This is a genomic window from Pseudomonas sp. S4_EA_1b, from assembly GCF_016307435.1.
Lineage (GTDB): Bacteria > Pseudomonadota > Gammaproteobacteria > Pseudomonadales > Pseudomonadaceae > Aquipseudomonas > Aquipseudomonas rhodesiae.
Genome location: NZ_JAEILC010000035.1, coordinates 149,055 through 167,088, shown reverse-complemented (window position 1 = coordinate 167,088; position 18,034 = coordinate 149,055). Strand labels below are relative to the sequence as shown.

General features: G+C 60.9%; 19 protein-coding genes. 11 read left to right on the top strand and 8 right to left on the bottom strand.

Annotated features, from left to right (window positions below):
• Positions 1-235: 235 nt before the first annotated feature.
• Positions 236-691 (bottom strand): dUTP diphosphatase, encoded by a 456-nt coding sequence (dut, locus tag YA0848_RS12350; protein WP_034101478.1) that lies wholly within the window; start codon positions 689-691, stop codon positions 236-238.
• 5 nt (positions 692-696) lie between these two features.
• Positions 697-1,905 (bottom strand): bifunctional phosphopantothenoylcysteine decarboxylase/phosphopantothenate--cysteine ligase CoaBC, encoded by a 1,209-nt coding sequence (coaBC, locus tag YA0848_RS12345; protein WP_034101477.1) that lies wholly within the window; start codon positions 1,903-1,905, stop codon positions 697-699.
• A gap of 143 nt (positions 1,906-2,048) precedes the next feature.
• Here coaBC and radC point away from each other — a divergent pair, with 143 nt between their 5' ends.
• Positions 2,049-2,723: a RadC family protein gene (gene radC, locus YA0848_RS12340; protein ID WP_034101476.1), complete on the top strand. Its 675-nt coding sequence runs from the start codon at positions 2,049-2,051 to the stop codon at positions 2,721-2,723.
• 29 nt (positions 2,724-2,752) lie between these two features.
• Here radC and YA0848_RS12335 read toward each other — a convergent pair whose 3' ends face one another.
• On the bottom strand, positions 2,753-4,345 hold the full coding sequence (locus tag YA0848_RS12335) for an ABC transporter substrate-binding protein (RefSeq protein WP_034101475.1): 1,593 nt from the start codon (positions 4,343-4,345) through the stop codon (positions 2,753-2,755).
• Between the two features lie 458 nt (positions 4,346-4,803).
• Here YA0848_RS12335 and rpmB point away from each other — a divergent pair, with 458 nt between their 5' ends.
• Together rpmB and rpmG are read left to right on the top strand one after the other, a co-directional pair.
• Positions 4,804-5,037, top strand: coding sequence for a 50S ribosomal protein L28 (rpmB, locus tag YA0848_RS12330; protein ID WP_034101474.1), 234 nt, complete (start codon positions 4,804-4,806; stop codon positions 5,035-5,037).
• Positions 5,038-5,048: 11 nt separating this feature from the next.
• Complete coding sequence (gene rpmG, locus YA0848_RS12325) at positions 5,049-5,204, top strand: 50S ribosomal protein L33 (RefSeq protein ID WP_003176906.1); 156 nt, start codon at positions 5,049-5,051, stop codon at positions 5,202-5,204.
• Between the two features lie 71 nt (positions 5,205-5,275).
• On the opposite strand, the gene YA0848_RS12320 is transcribed toward rpmG, so the two are convergent.
• Positions 5,276-5,638: a cupin domain-containing protein gene (locus YA0848_RS12320; RefSeq protein ID WP_034101473.1), complete on the bottom strand. Its 363-nt coding sequence runs from the start codon at positions 5,636-5,638 to the stop codon at positions 5,276-5,278.
• A gap of 229 nt (positions 5,639-5,867) precedes the next feature.
• Here YA0848_RS12320 and YA0848_RS12315 point away from each other — a divergent pair, with 229 nt between their 5' ends.
• Both YA0848_RS12315 and YA0848_RS12310 read left to right on the top strand, forming a co-directional pair.
• Positions 5,868-7,361, top strand: a complete 1,494-nt coding sequence (locus YA0848_RS12315; RefSeq protein ID WP_034101472.1) for an aldehyde dehydrogenase — start codon at positions 5,868-5,870, stop codon at positions 7,359-7,361.
• Positions 7,362-7,543: 182 nt separating this feature from the next.
• Complete coding sequence (locus tag YA0848_RS12310) at positions 7,544-8,689, top strand: MFS transporter (RefSeq protein WP_047881773.1); 1,146 nt, start codon at positions 7,544-7,546, stop codon at positions 8,687-8,689.
• Here YA0848_RS12310 and YA0848_RS12305 read toward each other — a convergent pair.
• Together YA0848_RS12305 and YA0848_RS12300 are read right to left on the bottom strand one after the other, a co-directional pair.
• Positions 8,686-10,254 carry a phospholipase D family protein gene (locus YA0848_RS12305; protein WP_047881772.1) on the bottom strand — a complete coding sequence of 523 codons (1,569 nt, stop codon included), beginning with the start codon at positions 10,252-10,254 and terminating at the stop codon, positions 8,686-8,688. The two genes, YA0848_RS12310 and YA0848_RS12305, sit on opposite strands and share 4 nt — an antisense overlap.
• A 62-nt stretch (positions 10,255-10,316) precedes the next feature.
• Positions 10,317-11,741: an aminotransferase-like domain-containing protein gene (locus YA0848_RS12300; RefSeq protein WP_034101469.1), complete on the bottom strand. Its 1,425-nt coding sequence runs from the start codon at positions 11,739-11,741 to the stop codon at positions 10,317-10,319.
• A 164-nt stretch (positions 11,742-11,905) separates the two neighbouring features.
• Here YA0848_RS12300 and YA0848_RS12295 point away from each other — a divergent pair, with 164 nt between their 5' ends.
• On the top strand, positions 11,906-12,130 hold the full coding sequence (locus YA0848_RS12295) for a DUF1127 domain-containing protein (protein WP_047881771.1): 225 nt from the start codon (positions 11,906-11,908) through the stop codon (positions 12,128-12,130).
• Here YA0848_RS12295 and YA0848_RS12290 read toward each other — a convergent pair whose 3' ends face one another.
• Entirely contained in the window at positions 12,131-13,423 is a 1,293-nt protein-coding gene (locus YA0848_RS12290) for an NAD(P)/FAD-dependent oxidoreductase (RefSeq protein WP_169902315.1), read from the bottom strand. It lies immediately after the preceding gene.
• Between the two features lie 113 nt (positions 13,424-13,536).
• On the opposite strand from YA0848_RS12290, the gene YA0848_RS12285 reads away from it, so the two are divergent.
• A complete protein-coding gene (locus YA0848_RS12285) occupies positions 13,537-13,890 on the top strand; it encodes a YkgJ family cysteine cluster protein (protein WP_169902316.1) in 354 nt (117 codons plus the stop codon).
• Here the strand turns inward: YA0848_RS12285 and YA0848_RS12280 are convergent.
• Positions 13,887-14,375, bottom strand: coding sequence for an Lrp/AsnC ligand binding domain-containing protein (locus tag YA0848_RS12280; RefSeq protein ID WP_003176896.1), 489 nt, complete (start codon positions 14,373-14,375; stop codon positions 13,887-13,889). The genes YA0848_RS12285 and YA0848_RS12280 overlap by 4 nt on opposite strands.
• Positions 14,376-14,530: 155 nt before the next feature.
• On the opposite strand from YA0848_RS12280, the gene dadA reads away from it, so the two are divergent.
• From dadA to YA0848_RS12260, 4 genes are all read left to right on the top strand, one after another.
• A complete protein-coding gene (gene dadA, locus YA0848_RS12275; protein WP_034101464.1) occupies positions 14,531-15,832 on the top strand; it encodes a D-amino acid dehydrogenase in 1,302 nt (433 codons plus the stop codon).
• A complete protein-coding gene (locus YA0848_RS12270) occupies positions 15,804-16,157 on the top strand; it encodes a RidA family protein (RefSeq protein ID WP_034101463.1) in 354 nt (117 codons plus the stop codon). The genes dadA and YA0848_RS12270 overlap by 29 nt, the downstream gene beginning before the upstream one ends.
• Before the next feature lie 79 nt (positions 16,158-16,236).
• Positions 16,237-17,310 carry an alanine racemase gene (gene alr / locus YA0848_RS12265; protein ID WP_169902317.1) on the top strand — a complete coding sequence of 358 codons (1,074 nt, stop codon included), beginning with the start codon at positions 16,237-16,239 and terminating at the stop codon, positions 17,308-17,310.
• 116 nt (positions 17,311-17,426) lie between these two features.
• Positions 17,427-17,975: a cupin domain-containing protein gene (locus YA0848_RS12260; protein ID WP_005792468.1), complete on the top strand. Its 549-nt coding sequence runs from the start codon at positions 17,427-17,429 to the stop codon at positions 17,973-17,975.
• The last annotated feature ends 59 nt before the right edge of the window (positions 17,976-18,034 follow it).

The following is an 18,034-nucleotide window of genomic DNA, read 5'->3' as shown; positions in this document are numbered from 1 at the left end:
AGGCTGGCCTAAATGGGGGTGGCCGGCAGGCTCAAGCTGAAGGGTATGACGGCGTTTTCGGCAGAGAGTTCGTGGTGCACAAATGCCATCGCGGCTCGCGTTCGGTCATTTTATTTGCGTAAGCCATTGATTTTAATGGATAAATATTTCCGATTAAATTCACGCATTCTTCATCCTGAAGAGCCTCGCTAGAAGCATTGAGCCGGACGTCAGTGTCCGGCCCGATTCAGCTTAGTCAGTGGCTGCCGGAATGCCCAAAACCGCCCGCGCCGCGTTGGGTTTCGTCGAATTCCTGTACCAGTTCGAAGTGCGCCTGCACCACGGGCACCAGCACCAGTTGGGCGATGCGCTCGCCAACGGCGATGTTGAAGGCGGTTTGCCCACGGTTCCAGCACGACACCATCAGCTCGCCTTGATAGTCCGAGTCGATCAGACCCACCAGATTGCCCAGCACGATGCCGTGCTTATGGCCCAGGCCGGAGCGCGGCAGGATCAGCGCGGCCAGGCCCGGGTCGCCTACGTAGATGGACAGGCCCGTGGGGATCAGCAGGGTCTGGCCTGGCTCGAGCACGGTGTCTTGCTTGAGCATGGCGCGCAGGTCCAAGCCGGCGGAACCCGGTGTGGCGTAGGCCGGCAGTGGGAAATCGGTGCCGAGGCGGGGGTCGAGAATCTTGGCTTGCAAAGCGTGCATGTAAATTAAACCTGGTTCAGCCGTTGGGCGATAAAAGAGATCAGTTGGCGGGCAATCTTGCCCTTGCTGGTCTGGGCGAAAAGGGTGGCGTGCAGCTGGCGGTCGATCACGCTGCAAGCGTTTTCCTCGCTGTTGAAGCCGATGCTCGGGTTGGCGACATCATTGGCAACGATCAAGTCGAGGTTTTTGTCTTTCAATTTGCGTGCGGCGTAGTCCAGCAGGTGCTCGGTTTCGGCAGCAAAGCCGACGCTGAACGGGCGGTCGGGACGCGTGGCGATGGTTGCCAGGATGTCCGGGTTGCGCACCATTTGCAGGAGCAGGCCGTCGCCGCTTGTAGGGTCTTTCTTGAGCTTTTGCGGGGCGACGACTTCCGGCCGGTAATCCGCCACCGCCGCCGAAGCGATAAACAGGTCGCACGGAATGGCTGCTTCACAAGCTGCAAGCATGTCGCGAGCGCTGACTACGTCGATTCGCGTGACGCGGTCCGGGGTCGGCAAATGCACCGGGCCGGTGATGAGCGTGACGCGTGCGCCTGCCTCAACCGCAGCTTCGGCCAGGGCGAAGCCCATTTTCCCTGAGCTATGGTTGGTGATGTAGCGGACCGGGTCGATGTTTTCCTGGGTCGGACCGGCGGTGATCAGTACGTGCTTGCCCGTCAGGGCCAGGTGCTGGAAACACTCGGCGGCGCATTGCGCCAGGTCAGTGGCTTCGAGCATACGGCCCAGGCCCACGTCGCCACAGGCCTGGCTGCCGGACGCGGGGCCGAACACTTTGAGGCCACGGTCTTGCAGGAGTCGGGTGTTGGCCTGGGTCGCCGGGTCGCGCCACATCGCCTGGTTCATGGCCGGGGCGATGGCAACGGTAGCGTCGGTGGCCAGTACCAAAGTGGTCAGCAGATCGTCGGCGATGCCTTGGGCCAGGCGGGCGATCAGATCGGCGGTGGCCGGGGCGATCAGCACCAGGTCGGCCCATTTCGCCAGCTCGATATGGCCCATGGCTGCTTCGGCGGCAGGGTCGAGCAGATCCAGGTGAACCGGGTGGCCGGACAGGGCCTGCATGGTCAGAGGGGTAATGAACTCACTGCCGCCGCGGGTCATGACCACGCGCACCTCGGCGCCCTGGTCGAGGAGCCTGCGAACCAACTCGGCGCTCTTGTAAGCGGCAATGCCGCCGCCGACGCCGAGAACGATGCGTTTCCGATACAGACGCTGCATTGGTTTGCCTTTCCAGTTCAGTGAAGCCAGTTTCAGTGACGCCTGCGATGCCCCTCCCCAGGTGAAATCGCAGGCAAAAAAGAGGGCCTACGATAACACAGCGACCGCCACGCAACAGCGGCGCACATGCACAGGGAGGTGGGATGAGTATTCGCGATTGGCCGGCGGCAGAGCGGCCACGGGAGAAACTTTTGGAATGGGGCGCGGCAAGTCTGTCCGACGCCGAGCTGCTGGCGATCTTCCTGCGTACAGGAGTGGCAGGCCGCAGCGCGGTGGACCTGGCGCGCCATCTGCTGACACAGTTCGGCGGCTTACGACCTTTGCTCGAGGCCAGCCAGACCTTGTTCAACCAGCAGTTGGGACTGGGGCCGGCGAAATTTGCGCAATTGCAGGCCGTACTGGAAATGTCCCGGCGGCATATGGCCGAACGCTTGCGCAAAGACTCCGTACTGGATAGCCCGGTGGTGGTGCGCGACTACCTCAAAGCGATGTTGCGGCATGAGCCTCACGAAATATTCGGCTGCTTGTTTCTCGACTCGCGGCACCGGGTGTTGGGTTTCGAGGCGTTGTCCCAAGGGACGATCGATGCCGCGATAGTTTATCCGCGACAAGTGGTCAAGCGCGCCCTGGCCTACAACGCGGCGGCGTTGATCCTATGTCATAACCACCCTTCCGGCAGCCTTGAGCCCAGTGCAGCTGATCGAAAATTGACCAAGCTGCTGCAAAAGGCGTTGGAGGTCGTGGATGTGCGGGTGCTGGACCACATCATCGTCGGCGACGGCGACCCGCTGTCGATGGCCGAGCATGGCTGGATGTGACCCCGCCCGGTGGGGGGCGGGGCCGGGGCTCAGGGCTTGACGCTGACCTTGGAGAAATCCTGGCGTCCGAATGGACTGACCTGATACCCCTCGACACCCTTGCGCGTCAGGGCGAAGGCGGTCGGGTGTGCCAGCGGTAGCCACAGCGCCTGTTGCTGGATCTGCGCCTGGGCCTGTTGATACAGCTTGCTGCGCACGCCTTGTTCACTGGTGGTCTTGCCGGCGCTGATCAGCTTGTCGAGCGTCGGGTCGCAGTAGCGCGCAAAGTTGGTGCCGGACTTCACCGCCGCGCAGGAAAACTGCGGCGTCAGGAAGTTGTCCGGGTCGCCGTTGTCGCCGGCCCAGCCCATAAACAGCAGGTCGTGCTCGCCGGCCTTGGCGCGGCGGATCAGCTCGCCCCACTCGATCACACGGATCTCGGCCTGGATGCCGACCTTGGCCAGGTCCGCCTGAAGCAATTGTGCGCCGAGGTTAGGGTTGGGATTCAGCAGGCTGCCGGTGGGGCGCGTCCAAATCGTGGTCTTGAAGCCGTCCTTGAGCCCCGCGCGGTCCAGCAGCGCTTTGGCTTTGGCGAGGTCCTGTGGATAACCCGGCAACTCCTTGGCAAAGCTCCAGGTGTTCGGCGGGTAAGGCCCGCTGGCGGCTTCGGCGGTGCTTTCGAATACGGCCTTGAGGTAGCTGGCCTTGTCGAATGCCAAGTTGATAGCCTGGCGCACTTCGGGCTTGTCCAGGGGTGGGTGCTGGCTGTTGATGGCCACGAAAGCGGTCATGAACGCAGCGGTTTTCTCCACTTTGAGAGCGGCATCCTTTTGGGCCTCGCCCACATCCAGAGGCTTGGGCGACAGGGCGATCTGGCATTCGTCGCGATGCAGTTTCTGTAGGCGCACATTGGCATCGGGGGTGATCGCGAAGATCAAGTTATCCACAGCCGGTTTGCCAGCGAAGTAATCCGGGTTGGCCTTGTAGCGAACTACGGCATCTTTTTGAAAGCGCACAAAAACGAAGGGGCCGGTGCCGATAGGGTGGCTGTTGAGTTTCTCCGGCGTGCCGGCCTTGAGCAGTTTGTCGGCGTACTCCGCTGGGTAGATAGACGCGAAGCCCATGCTCAGGGCCGAGAGAAATGTGGAGTCGGCGTGGTCCAGGGTGAAGCGCACCGTCAGTGGGTCGAGGGCGTCGATCTTCTTGATCAGCGTGGGCAATTGCAGGGATTGTGCATGGGGGAAGCCACTTTGAGCGATCTTGTGCCAAGGGTTGGCCGGGTCGAGCATGCGTTCGAAGCTGAAGCGCACGTCTTCGGCCGTCAGCGTTCGGCTTGGGGTGAAATACTCGGTGCGGTGGAATTTTACGTTGGGGTGCAGTTTGAAGGTGTAGGTCAGGCCATCGGGCGAGACTTCCCAGCTGTCGGCCAGGCTGGGCACGAGCTTGCCGCTGGTGGCGTCGTAGTCCACCAGACGGTTCATCAGCACATCGGCCGAGGCGTTGGTGGTGGTCAGCGAGTTGTACTGCACCACATCGAACCCCTCGGGGCTGGCCTCGGTGCAGACGCTCAAATTGCTGGCGGCAGAGGCCAGCGGCGTAATAAAGAGAGGGGCAAGCAAGAGCGGCAGGGCTGCGAGGCGCATATTAGGTTTCCTTTGCAGATCGTAGGCCCATCTGCGAGTGCAGTCTGGAAAAGTCCTACCGTAGAGGTCTGATCGATAAATGACTAGCCCATTTTTGCCTGTGCTTTTGCCGAAAATACTGTTTTGATGGCGCCTCGGTGAGTTTCTGCGTGCGCCTGATCGCGTGGGTGGGGGCTCGAACTGATTCTGTGCGACGAGCGGTCAGCTGTAAGGGCGGCCCCTCCTGGCAGCGGTTCGGGCGTTAGCGGCTTGGAATTAAGTCGGTAAAAACACACGGGCTGTTGTTGCACCTGGGTCTTTCTGGTATAAAGCAGCGCTCTTTTCTAGGGGCCCGGTTCCTTCGCTTGTAGGTGTAGCCGGTAAGACCCTAAAGAAACGCGGCGCCTGGCGCCAAATGACTGAGAGATTAAGCGGCCAACCCATGCCGGGTTGGGCATGTGGTTTTAGAGGGCTGAGGCATGTCGAGAGTCTGTCAAGTTACCGGTAAGGGTCCGGTGACTGGGAATAACATTTCCCACGCAAATAACAAAACCCGTCGTCGTTTCCTGCCGAACCTGCAGCATCACCGCTTCTGGGTTGAAGAAGAGAAACGTTTCGTGCGTCTGCGCGTATCCGCCAAAGGCATGCGTATCATCGACAAGCGTGGCATCACTGCCGTGCTGGCCGACATCCGCCGCGCTGCCAAGGTTTAAGGAGCTATATCATGCGTGAATTGATTCGAATGATCTCTAGCGCCGGTACTGGTCACTTCTACACTACCGACAAGAACAAGCGTACTACCCCGGACAAGCTCGAAAAGAAAATGTTCGACCCGCGCGTTCGCAAGCACGTGATCTACAAAGAAGGCAAAATCAAGTAATTGATTTCCTTCCTTGTGAAAAAAAGCCCGTATCTCACGATGCGGGCTTTTTTTTGCGTGCGATTTGCTGATCAGGCTTTCTGTTCGAACACCACGTAGATTTTGCGACAAGGTTCGAGCACTTCCCAGGTCCCGGTGAAACCGGCGGGGATCACGAAGCGGTCGCCAGCGCGCAGGGTCTTGGCGTTGCCCTGATCATCGCGCAGCACGGACACGCCTTGCACGATCTCGCAGTATTCATGTTCGGTGTAGTTAACTTTCCATTGCCCCACTTCGCCCTCCCAGACCCCCGCATTCATCTGACCACAGGGGCTGTTGTAGTGGTTGTAGAGGGTTTGCTCGGGGTCGCCCTTGAGGATTTTTTCCGCGCCAGGGCGGTAGCGTTCGGGGGCGGTGTTGGCTTGGCTAAAGTCGACGATGTCCTGGATGCTCATGTGCATGTCCCGTCTGGCCTGCGGTTGGTGAGGCCAAAGTCTATGTTTATTAAAATGAACATCGCAAGGGCGTTTGCCGCCGTTATGTCAAATATATTGAAACATCCCTGGCCGCTGGTTTAGGGTGGCAGCTGCCTTGGGCCGAACAGCTGGCTGGCGGGCAAGAATTCTTTGAGGCTGCCGGGCGACATCGCCTGGCCCTCGTATTCAATAAGAGGAGGACACTCGCATGACCACCCTGACCCGTGCCGACTGGGAACAACGCGCCAAGGATCTGAAGATCGAAGGCCGCGCCTACATCAATGGCGAATACACCGCCGCCGTTTCCGGCGACACCTTCGAGTGCATCAGCCCGGTCGATGGCCGCCTGCTGGCCACCGTTGCCAGCTGTGACGCCGACGATGCCCAGCGCGCCGTGGAAAACGCCCGTGCCACCTTCAATTCCGGCGTGTGGTCACGCCTGGCGCCGGCCAAACGCAAAGCCACCATGATCCGTTTCGCCGCGCTGCTCAAAGCCAACGCCGAAGAGCTGGCGCTGCTCGAAACCCTGGACATGGGCAAGCCTATCAGCGACTCCCTGTATATCGACGTGCCCGGTGCCGCCAATGCCTTGAGCTGGAGCGGTGAAGCCATCGATAAGATCTACGATGAAGTCGCGGCCACCCCCCATGATCAACTGGGCCTGGTGACCCGTGAGCCGGTCGGCGTGGTTGGCGCCATCGTGCCGTGGAACTTCCCGTTGATGATGGCCTGCTGGAAACTCGGCCCGGCACTATCCACCGGTAACTCGGTGATCCTCAAGCCGTCCGAAAAATCTCCGCTGACCGCCATCCGTATCGCGGCCCTGGCCGTTGAAGCCGGGATTCCGAAAGGCGTATTCAACGTTCTACCAGGCTACGGCCACACCGTGGGTAACGCCTTGGCGCTGCACATGGACGTCGACACGCTGGTGTTCACTGGCTCGACCAAGATCGCCAAGCAGCTGTTGATTCGTTCTGGTGAGTCGAACATGAAGCGTGTTTGGTTGGAAGCAGGCGGCAAGAGCCCCAACATCGTGTTCGCCGACGCCCCCGATCTGCAGGCCGCTGCCGAGTCGGCCGCCAGTGCCATTGCCTTCAACCAGGGTGAAGTGTGCACCGCCGGTTCGCGCCTGCTGGTGGAGCGCTCGATCAAGGACACATTCCTGCCCCTGGTGATCGAGGCCCTCAAAGGCTGGAAACCTGGCAACCCGCTGGACCCGGCGACCAATGTCGGCGCCCTGGTGGACACCCAGCAGATGAACACCGTGCTGTCCTACATCGAAGCCGGTCACGCCGACGGCGCCAAGCTGGTGGCGGGCGGCAAGCGCACGCTGGAAGAGACCGGCGGCACCTACGTCGAACCGACGATTTTCGATGGTGTGACCAATGCCATGAGAATCGCCCAGGAAGAAATCTTCGGCCCGGTGCTGTCGGTGATCACCTTCGACAGCGCCGAAGAAGCGATCAAGATCGCCAACGACACCCAATACGGCCTGGCTGCGGCGGTGTGGACTGCGGATATCTCCAAGGCGCACCTGACCGCCAAGGCGCTGCGCGCGGGTAGTGTGTGGGTCAACCAGTACGATGGCGGCGACATGACTGCGCCGTTCGGTGGCTTCAAGCAATCGGGCAACGGTCGCGACAAGTCGCTGCATGCGTTCGACAAGTACACCGAGCTGAAGGCCACCTGGATCAAGCTGTAAGCAACACTGCCGGGCCTGTGTAGGAGCGAGCTTGTGTGGGAGCCGGCTTGCCTGCGATAGCATCACCGAAGTGTGGCTGACACACCGAGGCGTTTGCATCGCGGGCAAGCCCGGCTCCCGCACAAGCTCGCTCCTACAGTTCGTTTTGAACCTAGAAAATAATTATCCACAGGAGCGTGGCAATGCGTTGGGCGACTTACTTTGCCGTCCTGGCTTCGGTACTCAGCGTGGGCTTGGCCCTGGGCGTCAGTATGCCGCTGGTCTCCCTGCGCCTGGAGAGCTGGGGCTACGGCAGTTTCGCCATTGGCGTAATGGCCGCGATGCCGGCCTTCGGCGTGCTGCTCGGCGCTAAGCTTTCCAGCCGCTTGGCCGCTTGGCTCGGTACGGCAAACCTGATGCGTTTGTGTCTGTGGGCGGGTGCGGTGTCCATCGGTTTACTGGCGATCCTGCCCAGTTATCCCGTGTGGCTGGTGCTGCGTTTGATGATTGGGGTGATCCTGACCATTGTTTTTATCCTTGGCGAGAGCTGGATCAATCAATTAGTGGTGGAGCAATGGCGTGGCCGGCTGGTGGCGCTGTATGGCTGCAGCTATGCGCTGAGCCAACTGTCGGGCCCGTTGTTGTTGGGTGTGATCGGCACCGGGCATGACTACGGTTTCTGGGTCGGCGTAGGGCTGCTGATGGTTGCGCCGTTGCTGTTGCTGGGGCGTTCCGGTGCGCCGACGGCCGATTCGTTTAGCGTCACTTTCGCCGAGCTTTGGCGTTTTTGCCGGAGCCTGCCGGCCATTGCATGGGCGGTGGCGCTGTTCGCCGCGTTCGAAGCGATGATCCTGACACTGCTGCCGGTGTACTGCCTGCAACAGGGATTCAGCGCCGAGATTGCCCTGGCGATGGTCAGCACGGTGGTCGTCGGCGATGCGTTGCTGCAATTGCCCATCGGCGCGCTGGCCGATTATTTGCCACGCCGTACTCTGTTTCTCGGCTGTGCGCTGCTGTTGCTGGCATCGAGCCTGGCGATTCCTGCGCTGCTGCACACGCTGCTGATCTGGCCGGTGTGGGTGCTGTTCGGCGCCAGTGCGGGCGGGTTGTTCACGCTGTCGTTGATTCTGATCGGCGAGCGCTACCGCGACGACGCGCTGGTGCGGGCCAACGCCCATATCGCGCAGCTATGGGGCATCGGGTGTCTGTTGGGGCCATTGATCGCTGGCGCCGGCAGCCAGTGGGTCAGCGGGCACGCACTGCCGTTGCTGATGGCTGCCGGGGCATTGGGGCTGGTGCTGTTGTTAGTGCGCCAAGGTGCTTTCGGCGCTACACAGCCTTGTTCTTAAAGCATGCGCTCCAGGCCGACCGAAGTAGCAAACCACGCATTGAACCGCCGCCACCAACTGCCTGGCTCGCGCGTCAGGGTGTGCAGTTGGCCGTCATCTTCGGTTACCCACACCACTTGGCCGTCTTGTAGTTTCGCCTCATAGCTGAGGGCGGGCGCCATGCCTTGCAGCGCCAGGTTGCGTACGTGCTCGGCCAGTTCGGGGCTGTCCACCAGCACCCCGACCTCGGTGTTCCACAGCACCGAGCGGGGATCGAAGTTGAACGAACCGATAAATGATTTCTCGCCATCAAAGATCATTGCCTTGCTGTGCAGGCTGGAGTCCGAACCACGGAACGAGCCGCGCCGGAACAGATGCGGCCCACTGCCGGCGCTCGGGTCGCCGGGTTGGCGGCGCAGTTCGTACAGCTTCACGCCGTGCTCCAGCAACGCTTTGCGGTACGGCGCGTAACCGCCGTGCACAGCCGGTACGTCGGTGGCTTCCAGGGAGTTGGTCAGCAGGCTGACTGATACGCCGGCATCGGCGAGCCCGGTGAGGTACACCAGCCCAGGTTGGCCTGGCACGAAGTACGCCGAAATCATCATCAGTTCACGGTTGACCCTTTCCAGCTCAGGTGCCAGTTGAGTGGTCAGCAGTAGCTGCGGGTCCGGGTCGGCCTTGGCCAGCACCTTGCTCGGTGCATCCCATAGCGCCTGGTTCCAGGCCCAGATCAGTTCGCGGCGCCAGATGTCCATGCGTGGTTGGGTCTGGTAGGCGCGCAAGCGGTTGTACAGGGCATGGTGTTGTTGGCGCGACTCCGCCAATGACGCCGCCAGGCCCGCGCGGGCGGCGGCCAGATCGTCTTTGGAGGGCAGGGTAGAGACGAAGTTGTCGATCGGCTTGCTCAAGGCGCTGTTCCAGTATTGATCGAAACTGTGACCCAATTGCTCGGCCACCGGCCCGACGCTGAGCATGTCGATATCGGTGAAATTCAGATTGGGCTCGGCGTCGAAATACTCATCCCCAAGGTTGCGGCCGCCGACGATGGCTGCACTGTTGTCCGCCAACCACAGCTTGTTGTGCATGCGCCGGTGTTGCAGCGACAAGTTGAATAGGCGGCCCATGGCCCGCGTAGCGCCCGTGCTGCGCCCCAGATGCAGCGGGTTGAACAGGCGGATTTGGATGTTGGGGTGGGCGGCGAGGGTGGCGATCACCTGGTCGAGGCCGTCGCTGGTGGTGTCGTCCAGCAGGATGCGTACACGCACGCCACGGTCGGCGGCTTTGAGCAGTTCGTCCACCAGCATGCGCGTGCTGATGCCGTCATGCACGATGTAGTACTGCAGGTCGAGGCTGGTCTGGGCGTTGCGGATCAGTTCGGCGCGGGCCATAAAGGCTTCGCTGCTGTTGGGCAGCAGGCGAAAGCCCGAGCGCCCTTGATAGGGCGCCGCCTGGGCCTGGATAGAGCGGCCGAACGAGGATTGTTCGGCCGGCAGTGCGTCACTGGGCACCCGAGGCGCAGTCACCGTGGCGCAGCCGCCCAGGGTGAGGGCTCCCAACAGTAGGAACGGTAAAAGCCGTTGGATCATCAAGGGAGTCGCTTCCGGATCAGGGCAGTAGTCGGCATATGACGGCTATTTGCCGTGAAAGGTCAGTCCGCTGATTCGGCCAGCATTTTGCTCGCGGCGATGCCGACCTTGCGCACTGCCTCTTCGATCTGCGGGGTTGGCTTGGCAGCGTAGTTCATGCGCAGGCAATTGCGGTACTTGCCGGATGCAGAAAAGATGCTTCCTACAGCCACCTGTACGCCTTGTTCTACCAGCACACGGTTGAGTTTGAGGGTGTCGAAGCCCTCCGGTAGTTCTACCCACAGCATGAAGCTGCCCTGAGGCCGGCTGGCGCGGGTGCCAGCGGGAAAATACCGGCTGACCCAATCGAGCATCAGGTCACGATTGCGCTGGTATTGGGTGCGCATCCGTCGCAAATGTGGTTCGAAATGCCCGCCCTTGAGGAATTCGGCGATCGCGATCTGCGGCTGTGTGGCCGTAGAACCGGTGCTGATGTATTTCATGTGCAGCACTCGCTCCAAATAGCGCCCCGGTGCGACCCAGCCAATACGCAGGCCTGGTGCGAGGGTTTTGGAGAATGAACTGCACAACAGTACGCGGCCGTCTTCATCGAAGGATTTGATCGTGCGCGGGCGTGGGTAGCTGTAGGCCAATTCGCCGTATACATCGTCTTCGATAATTGCCACATCGAAGCGCTGGGCCAGGTTCAGCAGCGCACGCTTGCGTGCCTCGGGCATGATGTAGCCCAGCGGGTTGTTACAGTTGGGAGTCAATTGGATGACCTTGATCGGCCACTGCTCTAAGGCCAGCTCCAGCGCTTCGAGGCTGATGCCGGTGAGCGGGTCGGTAGGAATTTCCAGGGCCTTCATGCCCAGGCCTTTGAGGGTCTGCATGGCGCCATGGAAGCTCGGCGAGTCTACCGCGACGATATCGCCGGGCTCACAGATGGCGTGGATGCTGGCGGAGAGTGCCTCGTGGCAGCCGGTGGTGATCACGATGTCTTCGGCGCCCAGTTGGCAGCCGGAATCCAATGACAGTCGAGCAATCTGCTCGCGCAACTCCATACAGCCGAGAATGTTGTCGTAATACAGGCCGGGAAGATCCTGGCGTCGACTGACGCGGGCCAGGCTGCGCAGCAGGGGTTTGAGGGTGGGTGACAACACATCGGGCATGCCGCGGCCCATCTGTATGACGTCTTTACGCGGTACGGCGCGAATAAGTTCCAGCACCTGATCCCATTGGGAAATCTCCACTGGGCGCTGGGCCGGACGGCCTATTTCCGGCAGGGCGGGCAGCTCACGGCCCACGGGTACGAAGTACCCGGACTTGGGCTTGGGGGTTGCCAGGCCGTTGTCTTCCAGCAAGCGATAGGCCTGTTGCACGGTGCTCAGGCTGACCCCGTGCTCCACACTCAACGCACGGACGGAGGGCAACCGGTCGCCGGGGCGATAGAAGCCTTGTTCGATGCGAGTGCCCAGCAGTTCGGCGAGGTTGACGTAGAGGGTCATGGCGGTCGCTCCCGGGACCAGTACAGATCTTGGGAAAATACAGGATTCAGCCGCCCAGTGGCAGTATCTGTATGGATTTAATAGATAAAGGTTGAATCTGTAATGGTTTTGCTCGCTCGCTCATTCTAGTCGCTCATGGCAACCGGCAAATGAGGGGCAACAAAATGAACGGCATAAGCGATGTGCGCCTGAGGTTACACAGTCAGGAATTGGAGGCTGACCACGCACGGGTCGCAACGCCAAGCGATATCAGCCGTTGGGGGCTGTTCTGGCGCCGTCGCCACACGCGCAAGGCTTTGCTGAGCATGACCGGCGAGCAACTGCGCGACATCGGCTTGAGTGCCCAACAGGCGCGCCAGGAAGGTCTGAAACCGTTCTGGCGCGATTGATCAGAGCAGCTCTTTGAGACGGTGCCAAAGCATGCCCAACGCCAGCAGCGGCGAGCGCAAATGCTTGCCACCGGGGAAGGTCATATGCGGCACCTGGGCGAACAGATCGAAACGCCCCTGCTGTTGGCCGCTGATCGCTTCGGCCAGCAGCCGGCCCGCCAGATGCGTGGCGTTGAGGCCATGGCCGGCGTACGCCTGGGCGTAATACACATTGGGCTGATCGGCCAGGCGACCGATCTGCGGCAGGCGATTGGCGCCGATGCCGATCATGCCGCCCCATTGGTAATCGATCTTCACGTCGGCCAACTGCGGGAACACTTGCAGCATTTTCGGACGCATATAAGCGCCGATGTCCTTGGGATCGCGTCCGGAATAATGACAAGCACCACCGAACAGCAGGCGACGATCGGCGGACAGCCGGAAGTAATCCACGGTGACTCGCTGATCACACACCGCCATGTTCTGCGGTAGTAGTTGCGTGGCCTGGGCTTCACTCAAGGGTTCGGTGGCGATGATATAGCTGCCGGCGGGTAATACCTTGCCGCTCAGGTGAGGGTTGAGACCGTTGAGATAAGCGTTGCAGGCCAGCACCAGCGTCTTTGCGCGCACCATACCCTGGGCGCTGTGGACTCGGACCTCGGAGCCGTAGTCGATGCGGGTCACTTCTGACTGTTCGAACAGCCTCACGCCCAGCCGCTCGGCGGCGGCAGCTTCGCCAAGGGCCAGGTTCAGCGGGTGCAGGTGGCCGGAACCCATGTCGATCATCCCTCCGACGTAGCGCTCGGAACCGATCACGCTGCTCATTTCGTTGGCTTGCAGCAAGCGCACTTCATGACGATAACCGAGGCTGCGCAGTTCTTCGGCATCTTCGGCCAGGCCCTGCAGATCGCGAGGTTTGTTGGCGAGGTCGCAATAGCCCCAGGTCAGGTCGCAAGGGATCTGGAAGCGCTCGACGCGCTCGCGCACGATCTCCACGGCTTCCAGGCCCATCTGCTTCATCTGGCGCACGCCGTCGGTGCCGATGACGTTGGCGAACTGGTCGAGCCCATGGCCGACGCCGCGAATCAGCTGGCCGCCATTACGTCCGCTGGCTCCCCAGGCGACTTTGCGCGCCTCCAGCAGCACTACGCTGAAACCGCGGTCGGCCAGTTCCAGTGCGGTGTTGAGCCCGGAAAACCCGCCGCCGACCACGCACACGTCAGCCGTGACTTCACCCTTCAACGCTGGGTAATCAGGCAGAGGCAGGCTGCTGGCGGCGTAGTAGGAATCGGCGTGCCGGGCGCTGGCGGTCATGGGCGCATCCCTGTTTGGAAAATTTGACGCAGGATACAGCGGTCGGACGATGCTGTCTGCGCAGGGGAATTTGCGGCAGAATCCACCCCTGTTCGCCGTTGAGTACCTGTTCGATGAGTTGCAACCGTCAGAAGATCAGCGCATTGCGCCGTCAGATTCCTTCGTTCGAGTGTGTTCCGGGCTGCCACGACTGCTGTGGGCCGGTGACCACATCCCCCGAGGAAATGTCGCGCCTGCCGCGCAAGACCGCTGCCGAGCAGGAAACCGCCATGGACGAGCTGAACTGCGTCCACCTGGGCCCCACTGGCTGCACGGTGTATGACGAGCGACCGCTGATCTGTCGGTTGTTCGGCACCACCCAAACCTTGCCATGCCCCAACGGGCGCCGGCCGGTGGAGTTGATTCATCCACGAGTGGAAAAACAGATCCACGAATATATGGCCAGCACCCGGCAGGTATTGGTTTAGTCCGGGATCGGCAGGTTCAGGCTCTCCTTTACCTCTTCCATCACGATATAGCTCTTGGACTCACGCACGTGGGGCAGCTTGAGCAGGATGTCGCCCAGCAGTTTGCGGTACGAGGCCATCTCGGAAATCCGCGCTTTCACCAGGTAGTCGAAGTCCCCGGACACCAGGTGGCATTCCAGCACATGGGGCAGTTTCAGCACGGCGCGGCGGAACTCTTCGAAGGTGTCTCCCGACTTGTAATCCAGGCTGATCTCGACAAATACCAGCAAACTCCCCTTCAAATGCTGCGGGTTCAGCCGTGCGTTGTAGCCCATGATGATCCCCTCGCGCTCCAGGCGCCGCACGCGCTCGGTGCAGGGCGTGGTCGAGAGGCCGACTTTTTCCCCCAGCTCAGTGAACGAGATGCGCCCGTCGGTTTGTAGAATGCGCAGGATATTGCGATCGATCTTGTCCAGCTCCCGTTTGGTCTGGGTGTTGGTACGCATAGGGGATACGCCTCTGTAAAAACGGTTTTTGCCGAGAATTGTCGCCAAATATAGGCATTTATATAGTGAAATGCACTGGTGATTGCTTTTTATACTGCGCCCATCATTGCTCGAATAACACACGTCGGCGGCCACGCCGCGATGAGGATATAAAAATGCGCGTTCTGGTCTTGGGTAGCGGCGTCATTGGTGTCACCAGTGCGTACTATTTGGCGCGGGCCGGTTTCGAAGTGGTGGTCGTCGACCGTCAACCCGCCGCAGCCATGGAAACCAGTTTCGCCAACGCCGGTCAGGTGTCCCCCGGTTACGCCTCGCCCTGGGCCGCACCGGGTGTGCCGCTCAAGGCCATGAAATGGCTGCTGCAACGCCACGCGCCGCTGGCCATCAAGGCCACCGCCGATATCGATCAATACCTGTGGATGGCGCAGATGCTGCGCAACTGCACCGCCAGCCGGTATGCAGTTAACAAAGAGCGCATGGTGCGTTTGTCCGAATACAGCCGCGACTGCCTTGATGAGCTGCGCGCCGAGACCGGTATTGCCTACGAAGGCCGCAGCCTCGGTACTACCCAACTGTTCCGTACCCAGGCGCAGTTGGATGGCGCGGCCAAGGACATCGCGGTGCTCAAAGAGTCCGGCGTGCCTTTCGAACTGCTTGACCGTGCCGGCATTGCTCGCGTCGAGCCTGCCCTGGCCAGCGTCACCGATATTCTGGCCGGTGCCCTGCGCTTGCCCAACGATCAGACCGGCGACTGCCAGATGTTCACCACGCGCCTGGCCGAGATGTGCACGCAATTGGGCGTTGAGTTCCGCTTCGAACAAGACATCCAGCGCCTCGATCACGCGGGCGACCGCATCAACGGCGTATGGATCGATGGCAAGCTGGAAACGGCCGATCGCTACGTGCTCGCCTTGGGCAGTTATTCGCCGAAGTTGCTCAAGCCGCTGGGTATCAAGGCCCCGGTGTACCCGCTCAAGGGGTACTCGCTGACTGTGCCGATCACCAACCCGGCGATGGCGCCCACGTCGACCATTCTCGACGAGACCTACAAGGTCGCGATCACCCGTTTCGACAACCGCATTCGCGTCGGTGGCATGGCTGAAATAGCCGGTTTTGACCTGTCGCTGAACCCGCGTCGACGTGAAACCCTGGAGATGATCGTCAACGACCTTTATCCTCAAGGCGGCGATTTGGCCCAGGCTTCGTTCTGGACCGGCCTGCGTCCGACCACACCTGACGGCACGCCGATTGTCGGTGCCACACCGTTCAAGAACCTGTTCCTGAATACCGGCCACGGCACTCTCGGTTGGACCATGGCCTGCGGATCGGGCCGTTTGCTGGCCGACCTGATGGCCAAGAAAACCCCGCAAATCAGCGCCGCAGGCCTCGATATTTCCCGTTATGGCAACCACCAGGAGTCCGCAAAACATGTCAATCCAGCGCCAGCTCACCAATGAGCGCATGAGCCAGATCGTTGTCCACAGCGGTACCGTGTACCTGGCTGGGCAAGTCGGCGACGATATGGGCGCCGGGATTGAACAGCAGACCCGTGAAACCTTGGCCAATATCGAGCGTTTGCTAGACCTGGCCGGTACCGACAAGACCCGATTGCTGTCGGTGACGATTTATTTGAAAGACATCGACGCCGATTTCGCCGGTATGAACGCGGTGTGGGACGCCTGGTTGCCCAAAGGGGTTGCACCGGCCCGCGCCACGGTTGAGGCCAAGCTGTGCGAGCCGCAGATTCTGGTAGAACTGTCCGTCGTGGCTGCTCTGCCGTAATACAGATCCCTCTCCCGGCGCTGAGGTTTGTTGATCAGCGCCGGTTTTTCTTCACTCTGCCGCCTAGAAGCCTGCCGCCATGCGTCCAGCCCGTGCCCTGATCGACCTCCAAGCCCTGCGCCACAACTACCAATTGGCCCGTGAACTCACGGGAGCCAAGGCACTTGCCGTGATCAAGGCCGATGCCTATGGCCACGGTGCCGTACGTGTGGCCCAGGCGCTGGAAGCCGAGGCCGACGGCTTTGCCGTAGCGTGCATCGAGGAAGCATTGGAACTGCGTGCCGCTGGCATTCGTGCGCCGGTGCTGTTGCTGGAAGGCTTTTTTGAAGCCGACGAGCTGCCACTGATCATCGAGCATGATTTCTGGTGCGTGGTGCACTCGCTGTGGCAACTGGAGGCGATCGAACAGGCGCGCTTGAGCAAGCCGCTGACCGTCTGGCTCAAGCTGGATTCGGGTATGCACCGCGTGGGCTTGCACCCTAAGGATTATCACGAGGCTTACCAGCGCCTACTGGCCACCGGCAGCGTTGCCAAGATTGTGCTGATGAGCCATTTCGCCCGCGCCGATGAGCTCGATTGCGTGAGCAGTGATGAGCAGGTGGCCGTGTTTGATGCGGCGCGCCAAGGCCTGAGCGCAGAGGTCAGCTTGCGCAATTCGCCATCGGTGATGGGCTGGCCGAATGTGTCCAGCGACTGGGTCCGGCCCGGCATCATGCTCTATGGTGCTACGCCTTTCGGCGAAGCGCAGTCTGTGGCCGCACGTTTGCAGCCGGTGATGACCCTGGAATCGAAAGTGATCTGCGTGCGTGAACTGCCGGCGGGTGAGCCCGTAGGCTACGGTGCCAGGTTCATCACGCCCAAGCCGATGCGAATCGGGGTAGTGGCCATGGGTTACGCCGACGGTTACCCGCGCCATGCTCCCACGGGTACGCCGGTGCTGGTGGCCGGGCAGCGCAGTCAGTTGCTGGGGCGTGTGTCCATGGACATGCTGTGCGTCGACCTGACGGACGTGCCTCAGGCCGGTCTGGGCTCTACGGTGGAGCTGTGGGGCAAGAACATTCTGGCCAGTGACGTGGCCGTCGCCGCCGAGACCATCCCCTACCAGATCTTCTGCAACCTGCGGCGGGTGCCAAGGCTCTACTCCGAGGCCTGACAGGTCGTCACGAATGGAGCTGGTCGGGATTTAGGCCAAAGTGTTGTAAATACTGAACGCTGTCGCCATGATAACGCTCAATTACAACAAAGCCTGAATCCTAGGAGGCACCTGCATTGGACGTCGGCGAACGACTGCAATCCATCCGTAAACTCAAAGGTCTTTCCCAGCGTGAGCTCGCCAAGCGCGCGGGTGTCACCAACAGCACCATTTCGATGATCGAAAAAAACAGTGTCAGCCCTTCGATCAGCTCCTTGCGCAAGGTGCTGGGTGGCATTCCCATGTCCATGGTCGAGTTCTTCTCTGAAGAGATCCTTCAGGAAATACCGACGCAGATCGTCTATAAAGCCAATGAGCTGATCGACATCTCCGACGGCGCCGTCACGATGAAACTGGTGGGCCGCGCGCATCCAAGCCGGGCCATCGCGTTTCTCAACGAGATCTACCCGCCGGGCGCCGACACAGGTGAAGAAATGCTCACCCACGAGGGCGAGGAAACCGGGATTCTGCTGGAAGGCCGGTTGGAGTTGGTGGTCGGTCTTGAAACTTTTGTGCTCGAAGCGGGCGATAGCTACTACTTTGAAAGCACCAAGCCCCACCGTTTTCGCAATCCGTTCGACGTGCCGGCGCGACTAATCAGCGCAGCCACACCCGCGAACTTTTAACAGAAGAGGCGTCCTGCCAGCATTGCAGAGCCGCCCGTAGCTGCATTCCGCCAGACTGA

Bases quoted from the DNA above. Each gene is read 5' to 3' on its own strand.
- YA0848_RS12290 (WP_169902315.1), bottom strand. From the start codon at position 13,423: ATGACCGCCAGCGCCCGGCACGCCGATTCCTACTACGCCGCCAGCAGC.
- dadA (WP_034101464.1), top strand. From the start codon at position 14,531: ATGCGCGTTCTGGTCTTGGGTAGCGGCGTCATTGGTGTCACCAGTGCG.
- YA0848_RS12335 (WP_034101475.1), bottom strand. From the start codon at position 4,345: ATGCGCCTCGCAGCCCTGCCGCTCTTGCTTGCCCCTCTCTTTATTACG.
- YA0848_RS12315 (WP_034101472.1), top strand. From the start codon at position 5,868: ATGACCACCCTGACCCGTGCCGACTGGGAACAACGCGCCAAGGATCTG.
- radC (WP_034101476.1), top strand. From the start codon at position 2,049: ATGAGTATTCGCGATTGGCCGGCGGCAGAGCGGCCACGGGAGAAACTT.
- rpmB (WP_034101474.1), top strand. From the start codon at position 4,804: ATGTCGAGAGTCTGTCAAGTTACCGGTAAGGGTCCGGTGACTGGGAAT.
- YA0848_RS12280 (WP_003176896.1), bottom strand. From the start codon at position 14,375: ATGCGTACCAACACCCAGACCAAACGGGAGCTGGACAAGATCGATCGC.
- YA0848_RS12295 (WP_047881771.1), top strand. From the start codon at position 11,906: ATGAACGGCATAAGCGATGTGCGCCTGAGGTTACACAGTCAGGAATTG.
- YA0848_RS12320 (WP_034101473.1), bottom strand. From the start codon at position 5,638: ATGAGCATCCAGGACATCGTCGACTTTAGCCAAGCCAACACCGCCCCC.
- coaBC (WP_034101477.1), bottom strand. From the start codon at position 1,905: ATGCAGCGTCTGTATCGGAAACGCATCGTTCTCGGCGTCGGCGGCGGC.
- rpmG (WP_003176906.1), top strand. From the start codon at position 5,049: ATGCGTGAATTGATTCGAATGATCTCTAGCGCCGGTACTGGTCACTTC.
- YA0848_RS12300 (WP_034101469.1), bottom strand. From the start codon at position 11,741: ATGACCCTCTACGTCAACCTCGCCGAACTGCTGGGCACTCGCATCGAA.
- YA0848_RS12310 (WP_047881773.1), top strand. From the start codon at position 7,544: ATGCGTTGGGCGACTTACTTTGCCGTCCTGGCTTCGGTACTCAGCGTG.
- YA0848_RS12270 (WP_034101463.1), top strand. From the start codon at position 15,804: ATGTCAATCCAGCGCCAGCTCACCAATGAGCGCATGAGCCAGATCGTT.
- YA0848_RS12285 (WP_169902316.1), top strand. From the start codon at position 13,537: ATGAGTTGCAACCGTCAGAAGATCAGCGCATTGCGCCGTCAGATTCCT.
- alr (WP_169902317.1), top strand. From the start codon at position 16,237: ATGCGTCCAGCCCGTGCCCTGATCGACCTCCAAGCCCTGCGCCACAAC.
- YA0848_RS12305 (WP_047881772.1), bottom strand. From the start codon at position 10,254: ATGATCCAACGGCTTTTACCGTTCCTACTGTTGGGAGCCCTCACCCTG.
- dut (WP_034101478.1), bottom strand. From the start codon at position 691: ATGCACGCTTTGCAAGCCAAGATTCTCGACCCCCGCCTCGGCACCGAT.